Source organism: Sphingomonas sp. 1F27F7B (assembly GCF_005503355.1).
Taxonomy (GTDB): Bacteria; Pseudomonadota; Alphaproteobacteria; order Sphingomonadales; family Sphingomonadaceae; genus Sphingomonas.
On the sequence record NZ_SCMK01000005.1, the window covers coordinates 39,511 to 52,079 of the forward strand.

A 12,569-nucleotide genomic window follows, 5' to 3' on the forward strand; every position below is an offset into this window, starting at 1 on the left:
GCATGCGAGGGTTCGGGATCAAGACGCGGATCGTGCTGGTGGGGGCGATCGTCCTTATCCTGCTCGGCTATGGCTGGTGGTTCCTGGCGGCGGGCAAGGTCGCAGCGCCCGATACCGAGTTCGAGATCACCAATTTCTCGGCCGAGCTCACGCCGGGACGGGAAGCGGCGGAGCTGGCGAAGCTTCCCATGTTCGATCCGGCGACGGGCGGCTGGATCGCCGACGGCAGGCGGCAAGCCTCGGCCGCCGGGTTGGTCCGGCCGGAACCGGGTCCGCGGGGGCCGGACGATATCGGTCCCTATCTGACCGCACGCCTTCCGGACGGCGCCGGGAAGCGGGAGATGCAGATAGCGATGCGCGCGCTGGCGCGCGAGGGAATATGCCAGGTGGCGTTTCTCGTCCCGGGTGCGGAGGCCGTGCCGGTCATCCGGATCCGCCGCGTCGCGGACGGGCGCGGCGGCACGATCGCCTGCACGGCCGCGCGCAACTCGGCCGCGCGCTGAGCCCCCGTCGACTCGCGGCGCCCGGCGTGCGAATTTGCCTGGATCGGGGGCGGGGAGGTTCGGGATGCGGCATCGTTCGGAAACCGCGCTGGCGGTCATCACCCTGTTCGCCGCCGCGACGCATTTCACGCTGGAGACCTGGTATCATCTCATTTGGGGCCAGCCGCTCCAGGCGCTGCTGGTGGACTATATCTGCAACGCGCTGATGCTGCTCGGCGGCTTCGCGTCGCTGACCGCCCGGCCGGGAAGCGCGGCGGGGCTGCTGGCGGCGGGCTGGGCCTATGCGCTCGGCTTTGGCTGGCGCAGCGTGTTCGGGCGGCTGGAGGCGATGTCCTATGGCATCCGCGCACCCAATGGCGAGCCGACCGGAGCGATCGTCGTCGCGCTGATCGCGGCGCTGAGCCTGGTCGCGGCGATGCTGCTCTGGGGGCTGGCGCTCGCATGGCGGCAGAGTCGTCAAAGCGGCGGATAACCGGCATCTGAGCGCTTGTTACAGTCGGCGGGCTCCTCTAGGGTCCGCGCCGCTCCCAGTATCCGTCGTAACCAAAGGCTCCGATGACCGCTCCCCGATTCAAACGCATCCTCCTCAAACTCTCGGGCGAGGTCCTGATGGGGCAGGGACAGTTCGGTATCGATCCGGACACCTGCGAGCGCGTGGCGCTCGAAGTGAAGGACGCCAAGGATAGCGGTCTCGAGATCTGCATGGTCGTCGGCGGCGGCAACATCTTTCGCGGGCTCGCCGGCGCGGCCCAGGGCTTCGACCGCGCTTCCGCCGACTATATGGGCATGCTCGCCACGGTGATGAACGCGCTGGCGATGCAGAACGCGCTCGAGAAGATCGGCGTGGACACCCGCGTCCAGTCGGCGATTCCGATGGCGTCGGTCTGCGAGCCCTATATCCGTCGCCGTGCCGAGCGGCACATGGAGAAGGGCCGCGTGGTCCTGTTTGCGGCGGGCACCGGCCTGCCGTTCTTCACCACCGATACGACGGCGGCGCTGCGCGCGGCCGAGATGCAGTGCGACGCGCTGTTCAAGGGCACTTCGGTGGACGGCGTCTATGATGCCGACCCCAAGAAGGTGAAGACTGCGAAGCGTTACGATACATTGAGTTACGACCGTGTCCTCGCGGACAATCTGAAGGTGATGGACGCATCCGCGGTCGCGCTCTGCCGCGACAACGACATTCCGATCGTGGTGTTCAACATCCGCGACGCCGGCAACCTTACGCGCGTGCTGCGCGGCGAGGGCACCTCGACGATCGTTCAGAACGAACCCCAATACGCATAAAAGGAGCCGATAATGGCCGCATATGACAAGGCCGACCTCGAGCGCCGCATGCACGGCGCGGTGGAGTCGCTGAAGCACGACCTGGCTGGCCTGCGCACCGGCCGCGCCAGCGCGACGCTGCTCGATCCGGTGACGGTCGAGGTGTACGGCGCGCACATGCCGATCAACCAGGTGGCGACGGTCTCGGCCCCCGAGCCGCGCCTGCTGTCGGTCCAGGTTTGGGACAAGACCAATGTCGGCCCGGTGGACAAGGCGATCCGCTCGGCGGGCCTCGGCCTCAATCCGATCGTCGACGGCCAGACGCTGCGCCTGCCGATCCCGGACCTGACCGAGGAGCGCCGCAAGGAGCTTGCCAAGCTCGCCAGCCAATATGCGGAGAAAGCTCGCATCGCAGTGCGCAACGTGCGTCGCGACGGCAATGACAGCCTGAAGGCAGACGAGAAGAAGGGCCTGTTCGGCGAGGACGACCGCAAGCGCCACGAGACCGAGGTGCAGAAGCTGACCGACAGCACCATCGCCGAGATCGATGCGGCCGCGAGCGCCAAGGAAAAGGAAATCCTGGGTAAGTGATCGTGGTGCGCGCCCCGTCCGTTTCTTGCCGGGATGACGTCAGTGGTGCGTTCGATGGCCGCTAAGCCTGCTCCCGCGTCGGAGGGCGCGGCGCCGCCGCGCCATGTCGCCATCATCATGGACGGCAACGGACGCTGGGCGAAGAAGCGGCTGCTGCCGCGCATCGCCGGCCACAAGCAGGGCGTCGAGGCGGTCCGGCGCATCAGCCGCGCCGCGCGCAAGCTCGGTATCGAGGTGCTGACGCTCTACGCTTTCTCCTCGGAGAATTGGCGCCGGCCGGAGGAGGAGGTCCGCGACCTGATGGGCCTGCTCCGCCACTTCCTGGCGAGCGAGCTGGACGAGCTGGTCTCCGAAGGGGTGAAGCTCCGCGTGATCGGCGCGTGGCGCAAGCTGTCGCCCGATCTGGTCGCGATGATCGACGGCGCGATCGCCCGCACGGCGAACAATCCGGGACCGACCCTGGTGATCGCGCTCAACTATGGCGCCCAGGCCGAGCTGGCCGAGGCGGCGCGGACGCTCGCCGAGCAGGCGAGGGCAGGGGCGATCGATCCTGCGGACATCGACGAGAAGGCGTTCGAGGTGGCGCTCGACACCGGCGACCTGCCACCGCTCGACTTGTTGATCCGCACCTCGGGCGAGCAGCGCCTGTCGAACTTCCTGCTCTGGCAGGCGGCCTATGCCGAGTTCCTGTTCGTCGACACGCTCTGGCCCGATTTCGACGAGAACGCGCTGGCGGCGGCGCTTGAGCAATATGGCCGGCGCCAGCGGCGTTTCGGGGGCTTGTGAGCAAGACCGGTTCCGAGCTTGCCACCCGGCTGGGTGTCGCCTTCGTCCTGATCGGCCTGGCCTTTGCCGCGCTCTATGCGGGGGGGCTGGGCTTCTGGCTGGTGGTCAGCGTTGCCGGCGTGCTGATGATGGGCGAGTGGGCACTGCTCGCCGGCGCGAACTTCCGGGGCAAGCGGCTCGCCCAATATGCGGTCTCGGTGCCGCTCGCCGCGATGGCGCCGGGACTGGCGGCCGGGCCGGGCTTCCTGGCGCTGGGCCTGATCATCGGTGCCTTCTTCTTCCTCATGATCGTCACGAAGCGCGCGCAGCTGGCGCTCGGCGCCTTCTATGTCGGCTTGCCGATCCTGGCGCTGGTGCTGCTCCGCGAGCAGCCGCAGCATGGCCTCTGGCTCACCTTCTGGGCAATGGCGCTGGTCTGGGCGTGCGACAGCGCCGCCTTTTTCGCCGGCCGCGCGATCGGCGGGCCCAAGCTCGCCCCGGCGATCAGCCCGAACAAGACCTGGGCCGGTTTCCTGGGCGGAATCGCGGGCGCAACCCTGTTCGCCTTCGCGCTGGTCTGGCTGTGCAACCTGCCGCCTGCGCTCGCCTGGGCGACGCCGCTGCTCGCAGTGCTCGCGCAGTTCGGCGACTTGTTCGAAAGTCATTTGAAGCGCGTGGCGGGCGTGAAGGATTCGGGCGACCTGCTGCCCGGCCATGGCGGCATGCTCGATCGGCTCGACGGGCTGGTCGCAGTCGCGCCCGCGGCGGCCCTGCTGGTGCTCTGGCTGGTCCGATGAAGCGCAGCGTCACGATCCTGGGCGCCACCGGATCGGTGGGTGGTTCGACGCTCGACCTGATCGAGCGCGAACCCGAGCGCTTCGAAGTGGTTGCGCTCACTGCCAATTGCGATGTCGAGAAGCTCGCCGCCGCCGCGATCCGCACTCGCGCGCGCCACGCCGTTGTCGCCGACGAAAGCTGCCTGCCCGCACTGCGCGAGCGGCTGGCGGGGACGGGGGTCGCCGCGGCCGGTGGACCGCAGGCGGTCTGCGAGGCGGCGCGGATGGGCGCCGACTGGACGATGGCGGCGATCGTCGGGCTGGCGGGTCTGGGCTCCGCGATGGCGGCGATCGAGGGCGGGGGCACGGTGGTGCTCGCCAACAAGGAGCCGCTGGTCTCGGCCGGCGACCTGGTGACCGCGGCGGCGGCGCGGCACGGCGCCACGATCCTTCCCGCCGATTCGGAGCACAACGCGATCTTCCAGTGCTTCGACTTCGCCCGGCCCGAGCGGGTGCGGCGGATCATCCTCACCGCGAGCGGGGGGCCGTTCCGCGATTGGGAAGTCGCGGCAATGCGCGGCGTGACGCCGGACCAGGCGTGCGCGCATCCCAACTGGTCGATGGGCGCCAAGATCTCGGTCGATTCGGCAACGATGATGAACAAGGGGCTCGAGCTTATCGAGGCCGCCCGGCTCTTTCCCGTGCCGAACGATGCGCTGGAGATTCTCGTGCATCGCCAATCGGTTATCCACTCGATGGTGGAGTATGTCGACGGTTCGGTGCTCGCCCAGATGGGCCCGTCGGACATGCGCGTGCCGATCGCGCACACGCTGGCCTGGCCCGACCGGATGGCGACGCCGATGCCGCCGCTCGACTTTGTGGCAATGGCAAGGCTGGACTTCGCGGCGCCCGATCCCGCGCGCTTCCCGGCGCTGCGGCTGGCGCGCGAGGCTCTGGAGGCCGGAGGCGCCCGTCCGGCGATCCTGAACGCAGCCAATGAAGTGGCCGTGGCGGCCTTCCTTGCGGGCCGTCTCAACTTTCTTGAAATTGCCGCAATCTCTGCCGATACGCTTGACCGCTATGACCCGGTCGCTCCGGAAAGCCTCGAAGCCGTTTGGGCAATCGACGCCGAGGCTAGGCGGATCGCGGGCGAGCGTGTGAAGGACGGCGTCGCTTGATTCAGAATCCCGGCATCCTGCTCACCTTACTGGCGTTCGTGCTGGTGCTCGGGCCGCTCGTGTTCCTTCACGAGCTGGGCCACTACCTCGCCGGGCGCTGGTTCGGCGTGAAGGCCGAGGAGTTCTCGATCGGCTTCGGCCGGGAGGTCGCGGGCTTTACCGACCGGCGCGGGACGCGCTGGAAGTTCGGCTGGCTGCCGCTGGGCGGCTATGTCCGTTTCGCTGGCGACATGAACCCGGCCAGCCAGCCTTCGCCCGAGTGGCTCTCGCTGCCGGCCGCCGAGCGCGCGCGGACCTTCCAGGCCAAGCCGCTCTGGCAGCGTGCGATCATCGTCGCCGCCGGACCGGTCATGAATTTCCTGATCGCCATCGCGATCCTGGGCAGCTTCGCGGTGGCCTTTGGCGAGAACGTCACGCCGACCCGGATCGGCGAGATCGAGCCGAACAGCGCCGCCGCCCAGGCCGGGCTGCAGCCCGGCGACCGGATCACGGCGATGGACGGCCGCCGGATGGACGATTTCTTCGACGTGCGCGTATTCACGGCGCTGCGCGGCGGCGAGCGGGTGACGATCGATTATGAGCGCGACGGCCAGATCCGCCATACCGAGGCGACGATCAGCACGCTGCGCGAGAAGGACCGGTTCGGCAATGTCTCCAGCCGGGGCCGGCTGGGCATCGGCCCCGGCGCGCCGGTGGTGCGGCAGGTGCCGCTCTGGGAAGCACCGCTCGCCGGCTTGCGCCAGACCGTCGAGATCGTCGGCATCACGATCGAGGGGCTGAAGCGCATCATCCTGGGCCGGATTCCGGTGAGCGAGCTTGGTGGGCCGATCAAGATCGCCCAGGCGTCCGGCGAGAGTCTCTCCATGGGACCGCTGGCGCTGGTGAGCTTCATCGCGCTAGTGTCGATTAATCTGGGATTCATCAACCTGTTGCCAGTCCCGGTGCTGGATGGCGGCCATCTCCTGTTCTACGCAGTGGAAGCCGTTCGCCGCCGCCCGGTGGAGCCGCAGGTGATGGAATGGGCTTATCGTGGCGGTTTGGTCGCAATTCTCGCGCTCATGCTGTTCGTCACGTTCAACGATCTCGGCGCGTATGGCGTGTGGAGAAGTCTGGCCGGGTTGATCGGCTGATGTGGTTCGTGCAGGGCGGTGCAAGCCGCGTGGCTGACGGCCGGGTATTTTGATTCCGACTGGGGTGGGATGGTGACTGCGATCAAGGCAACGAAAATCGGCGCGCGCGCCACTGCGACCCTCCTCGCGGGCACCATGCTCTCGGGCATGGCGGCCGCGCAGACTGCGCCCCAGGCGGCTCCCGCAAGCGCGCCTCCGGCGGCGCAGGCTGCCCCGGCTCCCGCCGTTCCCGCTCCGGTGGCGCGTACGATCAGGTCGATCCGCGTCCAGGGCTCGCAGCGCATCGAGCCCGAGACGGTGATGAGCTACACGCGGCTTCGTGTGGGCGACGCCTATACCAACGAGACGATCGACCAGGCGATCAAGGACCTGCTCGCCTCGGAGCTGCTCGCCGACGTGGCGATCGAAGGCGTCGAGACCGGCGACCTGGTGATCCGCATCCGCGAGAACCCCGTGATCAATCGCGTGATCTACGAGGGCAACAAGCGGCTCAAGGAAGACAAGATCAAGAAGGAAGTGAAGCTGGCGCCGCGCCAGATCTTCACGCGCACCGCGGTCCGCGCCGACGTGGCGCGCATCGTCGAGCTCTATCGCCGCCAGGGCCGCTTCGCCGCCGTGGTCGAGCCGAAGATGGTCAGCCTCGACCAGAATCGCGTCGACGTGATCTTCGAGGTTCATGAAGGGCCCAAGTCCAAGGTCCGGCAGATCAACATCATCGGCAACACCGTGTTCTCCGACAGCAAGCTGCGCGGGGAAATGGCGACCAAGGTGGCCAGCCTCACGCACCTGATGAGCTCGAATACCAGCTACGACCAGGACCGGCTGGCCTATGACCAGCAGAAGCTGCGCCAGTTCTACCTGACCAACGGCTATGCCGATTTCCGCGTGATCTCGGCCGTGGCCGAGCTGACGCCGGACAAGAAGGACTTCATCATCACTTACGTGGTGGAGGAAGGTCCGCGCTACAAGTTCGGCCCGGTCAGCGTCGACAGCGCGATCCGCGACTTCGACGACAAGAAGCTCGCGGCGGCGCTGAGCATCAAGGAAGGCGACTGGTACAACGCCAAGGCCGTGGAAGACACGGTCGAGCAGCTGAGCGAGACCGCCGGCATCGCCGGCTACGCCTTTGCCGACGTCCGCCCCGAATTCCAGCGTGACAAGGACACGCTGACCATGGCGATGAACTTCCACATCGCGGAAGCCAATCGCACCTATATCGAGCGCATCGACATCACCGGCAATCGCCAGACGCAGGACAAGGTGATCCGCCGCGAGTTCCGCGTGGCCGAGGGCGATGCCTTCAACACCTTCCTGGTCAAGCGCTCGCAGGACCGCATCAATTCGCTCGGCTATTTCCAGGACAAGTTCGAGATCGAGCGCGTCGAGGGTTCGGCGCCGGACCGCATCGTGCTCAAGGCCAATGTCGAGGAGCGCGCGAACGGCGAACTGACGCTGTCGGCCGGCTTCTCGAGCCTCGAGCAGTTCATTCTCCAGGCCTCGATCCGCCAGCGCAACTTCCGGGGCATGGGCCAGACCGTCTCGGCTTCGGTCGATTATTCGACTTATTCCAAGTCGGTCGAGCTGGGCTTCACCGAACCCTATCTGTTCGACAAGAACATCGCGCTGGGCGGGACGATCTTCCGCCGCGACTATAACGCGTTCAACTATATCGGCTCGGACCGTTCCACGACCTACAGCCAGGTCTCGACCGGCTTCCAGGTCGTGGCCGGCGTGCCGCTGACCGAATATTGGACGCTGTCGGGCCGCTATTATCTCGCCCAGGATAATGTGACGCTCGACAAGGCGAGCTTCTACACCAACGGCGTCTGCGATCCGCTCAAGGCCGGCCGCTATTATTGCGAGGCAGTGGGCAATCGCATCACTTCGCTGGTTGGCTTGACGCTGACCTATGACAGCTTGAACAGCCGCATTCGCCCGACGCGTGGCCAGCGTCTGTCGGTGAGCGGCGATTTCGCCGGCGTGGGCGGCGACGTGCGCTATCTGCGCGCGCGGATGAATGCCGACAAATATTGGAATGTCGGCAGCGGCTTCATCGCCTCGGTCTCGGCCGAGGGCGGCCTCATCCACAGCCTCGAAAAGGCGAGCGGCCCGGGCATCGATCCGGTGCGCATCACCGATCGCTTCTATCTGGGCGAGCCGCAGTTCCGCGGATTCGACATTCGCGGCGTCGGCCCGCGCGTTCAGCGCATCAACTATACCGGTGATCCGACCACGGGCACGCAGCTGCTGGTGACCGATCGCAACCAGATCGTCGACGACGCGATCGGCGGCAAGGCCTATTACCTCACCAAGGCCGAGCTGGAGATTCCGCTGGGCGCCGGCGCCCGCGAGATGGGCCTGCGGCCTTCGATCTTCGTCATGGCGGGCAGCCTGTTCAACATCACCCGTCCGGGCAAGACGATCGAGTTCGATCAGGCGAAGGACACCAACGGCAACCTGCTGTACAACAAGGACGGCTCGCCGACGTTGCTGCCCAAGGACAATTTCATCAAGGATACGGCGGGCAACCAGCTCTACATCGTGAGCGCGTCCGACCCGACCTATTCGGGCTATTACACCACTTGTAAGGTCGGTTATTCGGCGAGCACGACTGCGCCGTGCGTCGGTACCTCGATCAACGCCATCGCCAACCAGCCGATCACGCCCTTCTTCGAGCGCTATGTCGGCGACACCGCTTCGCCGCGCCTGTCGATCGGTTTCGGCGTGAACTGGAATTCGCCCTTCGGCCCGCTGCGTATCGACGTGGCCAAGACGTTGCTCCATGCCAAGGGCGACGACACCAAGCTTGTAACCTTCAATGTAGGGACTCAATTCTGATGATTATCAAGAAGCGCATTCTCGCCGCGCTGCTCGCGGCGCCTGCCGCGCTTGTCGTCGCGGCTCCCGCGCACGCACAGGTCAACGGCATCGCCACTGCCAGCCCGGTCCGCGTCATCGATGCCAGCAAGGCGTTCGGTGCTGCCCAGCAGCAGATCCAGACGACGTACAAGGGCGCCTTCGATCAGATCAACGCCCGCCGCCAGGCCGCGCAGAAGGAAGCCGAACCGCTCCTCGCGCAGCTCGACACCAACAAGGACAAGAAGGTCGACGACGCCGAGCTCAAGGCTGCCCAGGCTGCCAAGAATCCGGTGCTCGACAAGATCGCCGCGCTGCAGAACGCCGCCAATGCCGACGTCCAGAAGCTGAGCCTGCCCGCCGCCCGGGCCGAGCTGTTCGCGATCGAATCGATCCTGCGCCAGTATGAGGCCGCCCAGCTGCGCGTCGTCACTGCCCGCAAGATCGGTGTCGTGCTCTCGCCGGAAGTCTTCATGTACGCGCCCGATTCGGCCGACATCAGCGACGCGATCACCGCCGAGCTCGACAAGTCGCTGCCGACCGTGAGCATCCAGCCGCCGGCCGATTGGCAGCCGGCGCGCGAGACTCAGGCGATGCAGCAGCAGCTCGCCCAGCTCGAGCAGATCCGTGCCTATCAGGCGGCTGCGCAGCAGCAGCGTGGGGCAGGCGCCGCTCCTGCTCCGGCCGCGGGTGCCAAGCCGGCCGCTGGCAACAAGCCCGCCGAGCCGCGGTGAGCGAGGAATCCACGGCAGCGACCGACATCGGCCCGTTGAGCATTCAGCGGGTGATGGCGGCGCTGCCGCATCGCTACCCGATGCTGCTGGTCGATCGCGTCGAGGAACTGGTCCTCGACCAGCGAATCGTCGCGATCAAGGCGGTCAGCATGAACGAGGAATTCTTCCAGGGGCATTTCCCGGGAAGGCCGATCATGCCCGGCGTCCTCCAGGTGGAGGCGCTGGCACAGGCGGCAGGCGTGCTCGCGGTGGAGAGCCTCGGCCTCGCCGGCTCGGGCAAGCTCGTCTATTTCATGACGATCGACGGGGTGAAGTTCCGCAAGCCGGTCGAGCCCGGCTGCCTGCTGCGTCTCGAGGTCGAGTTCGTCCAGAAGCGTTCGCGCGTCTGCAAGTTTGCCGGCCGCGCGATGCTCGACGGCGAAGTCGCTACCGAATGCGAGTTCACCGCGATGATTGCGGATCCGCCTTCCGCGTGATCCGCGGGGCCGGGCCTGGGCCTGGTATCCGATTTCCGGCGCCGCGCAGCCTCAGGTTGCGCGGCGCTCGCGTCTCTGCTAGGCGCGCGCCTCCGCTGCCGGTCGGAAACCGGTGGCTTTCCAAGGAATTCGACGTGAAGAAAGACACTCACCCCGACTACCACATGATCAAGGTGCAGATGACCGATGGCACCGTGTACGAGACGCGCTCCACCTGGGGCAAGGAAGGCGACACGATGACTCTCGACATCGATCCGCTGGCGCACCCGGCCTGGACCGGTGGCCAGAACCGTCTGCTCGATCAGGGTGGCCAGGTCGCGCGCTTCAACAAGCGCTTCGGCGGCCTCAACCTCGGCAAGAAGTAATTCCCTGGGCTTTCGGCGCGTTACGACGTTAACGCGCCGTTAGCCAGCCGAGACTAGCTTGCCGTTCATGGCAAGCGCAGCACGAGCATTCGCAGCAGAGTTCGAACCGGCCGAGGAACTTGGCCGGCGGCGTTCGATGCGCGCGCCGGTCTCGCTCGACGCGAAGATCGGCCGAGGCGGCCTCGACCGTGCGCTGTGCAAGGTGGTTGACGTGTCGCTGCACGGCGCCCGGATCCAGACCTATTCGCTGATCAGGGCCAACTCGATGATCTGGCTGGCGCTGCCCGGGATCGGGCACGTCGCGGCACGCGTCGTCTGGTCCAACGACTTCGAGGCCGGTCTCGAATTTCAGACTGCGCTGACTCCCGAAGCTTTCGAGACACTTACGACGTAGCGACGGCGTCGTGCGCCGAAAGGCGGCGCCGCCTGATTGCGCTCGCCCGCAAGATAGGACATCCTAGCCCCAATTCACCTGCTGGGGAAACTGGTGATGATCAAGGGTCTGCTGCTTTGCGCGGCTGCATGTGCCGCGCCCATGACGGCGATGGCGGGTGAGAGGGACCTGCCGATCGTCCCCAATCTGAGGGCACTGCTCGCTGCCGATGGCATTGCGCGCACGGCGCCCGGCCGGAAGTCCGTCCGGCCGCGAATCGCGACTTTCGTGCCGATTGCCTATCGCGGGCTGGAACGGGGGGAGGTTCGCACCTTATCCGCGATATCGCTGCCGCAGGAGCCGGTGCGGCTCACTGCGGGCTTCTCCATTGCCGAGCTGCGCGCCCGGCCGTCCTGGCATCTCGCCACGCTGGATTCCGGCACCGACCCGACCAGTGCGCGTGGTGGCACCTGGGCCGTGTACGACACGCTTTCCGATCATCGCAAATTGCGTTTCCGCCGCTCGCCGCTCAGCACCATGCTGGTGCTGCGGATCGACGGCGAGGAGGACAGCCGGCCGCTCAGCGTTGGCGGGGGCGGCGTCGCCTCCGCACTGTGGCAGGTGCTGCCGGGGAACTGACCGGGGCGCCTGATCCCCGACGCCCCGTCTCCCCGCGATCAGTTGGCTTTCTGCTTCTGTGCCACGAGGTTGAGCACCAGGGCGGCATATTCATTGCTCGGATCGAGCGCCTTTGCCTGGCTCGCGGCGTTGGTGGCGCCTGGAATGTCGCCCTGCGCGACGAAGCCGATGCCCTTGGCGGCGATCAGATTGGCGCGGCCCGGGCCGTCCATGTCGCGGTCGCTGGCGAGGAACTTGTCGATGAACGGCGCCATCTCGCCAAAGGCGGAGAGGCTGAGCAGCGTCGCCACATATTCCCTGGTCAGATCATGCTGGTTCGGTGCGATCGCCAGTCCCTTGGCATAGCTTGCCTTGGCGCCGGCATAGTCCTCCAGCTCGTACTGGATCCAGCCCACCGCATAGGCGAGATCGGCATAATGGAGGTTGGTCAGCACGAAATTCGCGTCGGCCGGGAAGCCGTCGATCGCGCGACCGGCCTTATGGGCATCGGCATAGGCGAGATACTGATGCTCGTCATAGACGCGGACCTCGCCGCCGCAGCGCTCTGCTGCCGGCATGGCCGCGGGAAGCGGGGCGTAGCGTTTCTGCAGCGCCGGGAGCAGGGCGGCGAAGCCGGGCTTGTCCTGGGCCTTCATCAGCGCGAAGGCTCTTTCGATCTCCGGCCGAACCGCGGCGGCCCAGGCGGCCTTGTCCTCGCACGGGCCCGCAAGGGCGGTGCCCGGCGCGAGCAGCGCGAGCAGCGCGATGGCGGCGATGGTTCCGAGCCAGTCCTTGCACATGCCCATATCCCCCTTGAGCAGCTGGCGGAGAGGGTGGGATTCGAACCCACGGTACGCTTGCGCGCACGGCGGTTTTCAAGACCGCTGCCTTAAACCACTCGGCCACCTCTCCGCGTCGGTGCCTGCGCTAATGCGATC

At 66.8% G+C, this 12,569-nt stretch carries 15 protein-coding genes and 1 tRNA gene; 14 read left to right on the top strand and 2 right to left on the bottom strand.

Annotated features, from left to right (window positions below):
• Nucleotides 1-2 precede the first annotated feature (2 nt).
• The 14 genes from FFS08_RS06020 to FFS08_RS06085 all read left to right on the top strand — a co-directional run bounded on the left by FFS08_RS06020 (nucleotide 3) and on the right by FFS08_RS06085 (nucleotide 11,652).
• Nucleotides 3-503: a hypothetical protein gene (locus FFS08_RS06020; protein WP_137863932.1), complete on the top strand. Its 501-nt coding sequence runs from the start codon at nucleotides 3-5 to the stop codon at nucleotides 501-503.
• 64 nt (nucleotides 504-567) lie between these two features.
• Complete coding sequence (locus tag FFS08_RS06025; RefSeq protein ID WP_137863931.1) at nucleotides 568-975, top strand: hypothetical protein; 408 nt, start codon at nucleotides 568-570, stop codon at nucleotides 973-975.
• An 83-nt stretch (nucleotides 976-1,058) separates the two neighbouring features.
• Nucleotides 1,059-1,790, top strand: coding sequence for a UMP kinase (gene pyrH, locus FFS08_RS06030; protein WP_137863930.1), 732 nt, complete (start codon nucleotides 1,059-1,061; stop codon nucleotides 1,788-1,790).
• A 12-nt stretch (nucleotides 1,791-1,802) separates the two neighbouring features.
• Nucleotides 1,803-2,360 (top strand): ribosome recycling factor, encoded by a 558-nt coding sequence (gene frr, locus FFS08_RS06035; RefSeq protein WP_137863929.1) that lies wholly within the window; start codon nucleotides 1,803-1,805, stop codon nucleotides 2,358-2,360.
• A gap of 54 nt (nucleotides 2,361-2,414) precedes the next feature.
• Nucleotides 2,415-3,146 carry an isoprenyl transferase gene (locus tag FFS08_RS06040; RefSeq protein ID WP_137863969.1) on the top strand — a complete coding sequence of 244 codons (732 nt, stop codon included), beginning with the start codon at nucleotides 2,415-2,417 and terminating at the stop codon, nucleotides 3,144-3,146.
• Nucleotides 3,143-3,922, top strand: coding sequence for a phosphatidate cytidylyltransferase (locus tag FFS08_RS06045; protein ID WP_137863928.1), 780 nt, complete (start codon nucleotides 3,143-3,145; stop codon nucleotides 3,920-3,922). The genes FFS08_RS06040 and FFS08_RS06045 overlap by 4 nt, the downstream gene beginning before the upstream one ends.
• Nucleotides 3,919-5,079, top strand: coding sequence for a 1-deoxy-D-xylulose-5-phosphate reductoisomerase (gene dxr / locus FFS08_RS06050; RefSeq protein WP_137863927.1), 1,161 nt, complete (start codon nucleotides 3,919-3,921; stop codon nucleotides 5,077-5,079). The genes FFS08_RS06045 and dxr overlap by 4 nt, the downstream gene beginning before the upstream one ends.
• Entirely contained in the window at nucleotides 5,076-6,209 is a 1,134-nt protein-coding gene (gene rseP, locus FFS08_RS06055) for an RIP metalloprotease RseP (RefSeq protein WP_137863926.1), read from the top strand. The genes dxr and rseP overlap by 4 nt, the downstream gene beginning before the upstream one ends.
• A gap of 69 nt (nucleotides 6,210-6,278) precedes the next feature.
• Complete coding sequence (gene bamA / locus FFS08_RS06060; protein ID WP_171012493.1) at nucleotides 6,279-9,047, top strand: outer membrane protein assembly factor BamA; 2,769 nt, start codon at nucleotides 6,279-6,281, stop codon at nucleotides 9,045-9,047.
• Nucleotides 9,047-9,799: an OmpH family outer membrane protein gene (locus tag FFS08_RS06065; RefSeq protein ID WP_249341201.1), complete on the top strand. Its 753-nt coding sequence runs from the start codon at nucleotides 9,047-9,049 to the stop codon at nucleotides 9,797-9,799. The genes bamA and FFS08_RS06065 overlap by 1 nt, the downstream gene beginning before the upstream one ends.
• Entirely contained in the window at nucleotides 9,796-10,275 is a 480-nt protein-coding gene (fabZ, locus tag FFS08_RS06070) for a 3-hydroxyacyl-ACP dehydratase FabZ (RefSeq protein ID WP_283214638.1), read from the top strand. Before FFS08_RS06065 ends, fabZ begins: the two co-directional genes overlap by 4 nt.
• Nucleotides 10,276-10,409: 134 nt before the next feature.
• Nucleotides 10,410-10,640 (top strand): 50S ribosomal protein L31, encoded by a 231-nt coding sequence (rpmE, locus tag FFS08_RS06075; protein ID WP_137863925.1) that lies wholly within the window; start codon nucleotides 10,410-10,412, stop codon nucleotides 10,638-10,640.
• A 136-nt stretch (nucleotides 10,641-10,776) separates the two neighbouring features.
• A complete protein-coding gene (locus FFS08_RS06080; protein ID WP_249341200.1) occupies nucleotides 10,777-11,034 on the top strand; it encodes a PilZ domain-containing protein in 258 nt (85 codons plus the stop codon).
• Between the two features lie 96 nt (nucleotides 11,035-11,130).
• Nucleotides 11,131-11,652 carry a hypothetical protein gene (locus FFS08_RS06085; protein WP_137863923.1) on the top strand — a complete coding sequence of 174 codons (522 nt, stop codon included), beginning with the start codon at nucleotides 11,131-11,133 and terminating at the stop codon, nucleotides 11,650-11,652.
• Between the two features lie 38 nt (nucleotides 11,653-11,690).
• Here FFS08_RS06085 and FFS08_RS06090 read toward each other — a convergent pair whose 3' ends face one another.
• Both FFS08_RS06090 and FFS08_RS06095 read right to left on the bottom strand, forming a co-directional pair.
• The gene (locus FFS08_RS06090; RefSeq protein ID WP_137863922.1) at nucleotides 11,691-12,431 is read right to left on the bottom strand and encodes a hypothetical protein; all 741 of its coding nucleotides are present in this window, start codon (nucleotides 12,429-12,431) and stop codon (nucleotides 11,691-11,693) included.
• A gap of 22 nt (nucleotides 12,432-12,453) precedes the next feature.
• Nucleotides 12,454-12,543 (bottom strand) — tRNA-Ser (locus FFS08_RS06095).
• Between the last annotated feature and the right edge of the window lie 26 nt (nucleotides 12,544-12,569).

Bases quoted from the DNA above. Each gene is read 5' to 3' on its own strand.
- FFS08_RS06020 (WP_137863932.1), top strand. From the start codon at position 3: ATGCGAGGGTTCGGGATCAAGACGCGGATCGTGCTGGTGGGGGCGATC.
- FFS08_RS06025 (WP_137863931.1), top strand. From the start codon at position 568: ATGCGGCATCGTTCGGAAACCGCGCTGGCGGTCATCACCCTGTTCGCC.
- pyrH (WP_137863930.1), top strand. From the start codon at position 1,059: ATGACCGCTCCCCGATTCAAACGCATCCTCCTCAAACTCTCGGGCGAG.
- frr (WP_137863929.1), top strand. From the start codon at position 1,803: ATGGCCGCATATGACAAGGCCGACCTCGAGCGCCGCATGCACGGCGCG.
- FFS08_RS06040 (WP_137863969.1), top strand. From the start codon at position 2,415: ATGGCCGCTAAGCCTGCTCCCGCGTCGGAGGGCGCGGCGCCGCCGCGC.
- dxr (WP_137863927.1), top strand. From the start codon at position 3,919: ATGAAGCGCAGCGTCACGATCCTGGGCGCCACCGGATCGGTGGGTGGT.
- bamA (WP_171012493.1), top strand. From the start codon at position 6,279: ATGGTGACTGCGATCAAGGCAACGAAAATCGGCGCGCGCGCCACTGCG.
- FFS08_RS06065 (WP_249341201.1), top strand. From the start codon at position 9,047: ATGATTATCAAGAAGCGCATTCTCGCCGCGCTGCTCGCGGCGCCTGCC.
- FFS08_RS06080 (WP_249341200.1), top strand. From the start codon at position 10,777: ATGCGCGCGCCGGTCTCGCTCGACGCGAAGATCGGCCGAGGCGGCCTC.
- FFS08_RS06085 (WP_137863923.1), top strand. From the start codon at position 11,131: ATGATCAAGGGTCTGCTGCTTTGCGCGGCTGCATGTGCCGCGCCCATG.
- FFS08_RS06090 (WP_137863922.1), bottom strand. From the start codon at position 12,431: ATGTGCAAGGACTGGCTCGGAACCATCGCCGCCATCGCGCTGCTCGCG.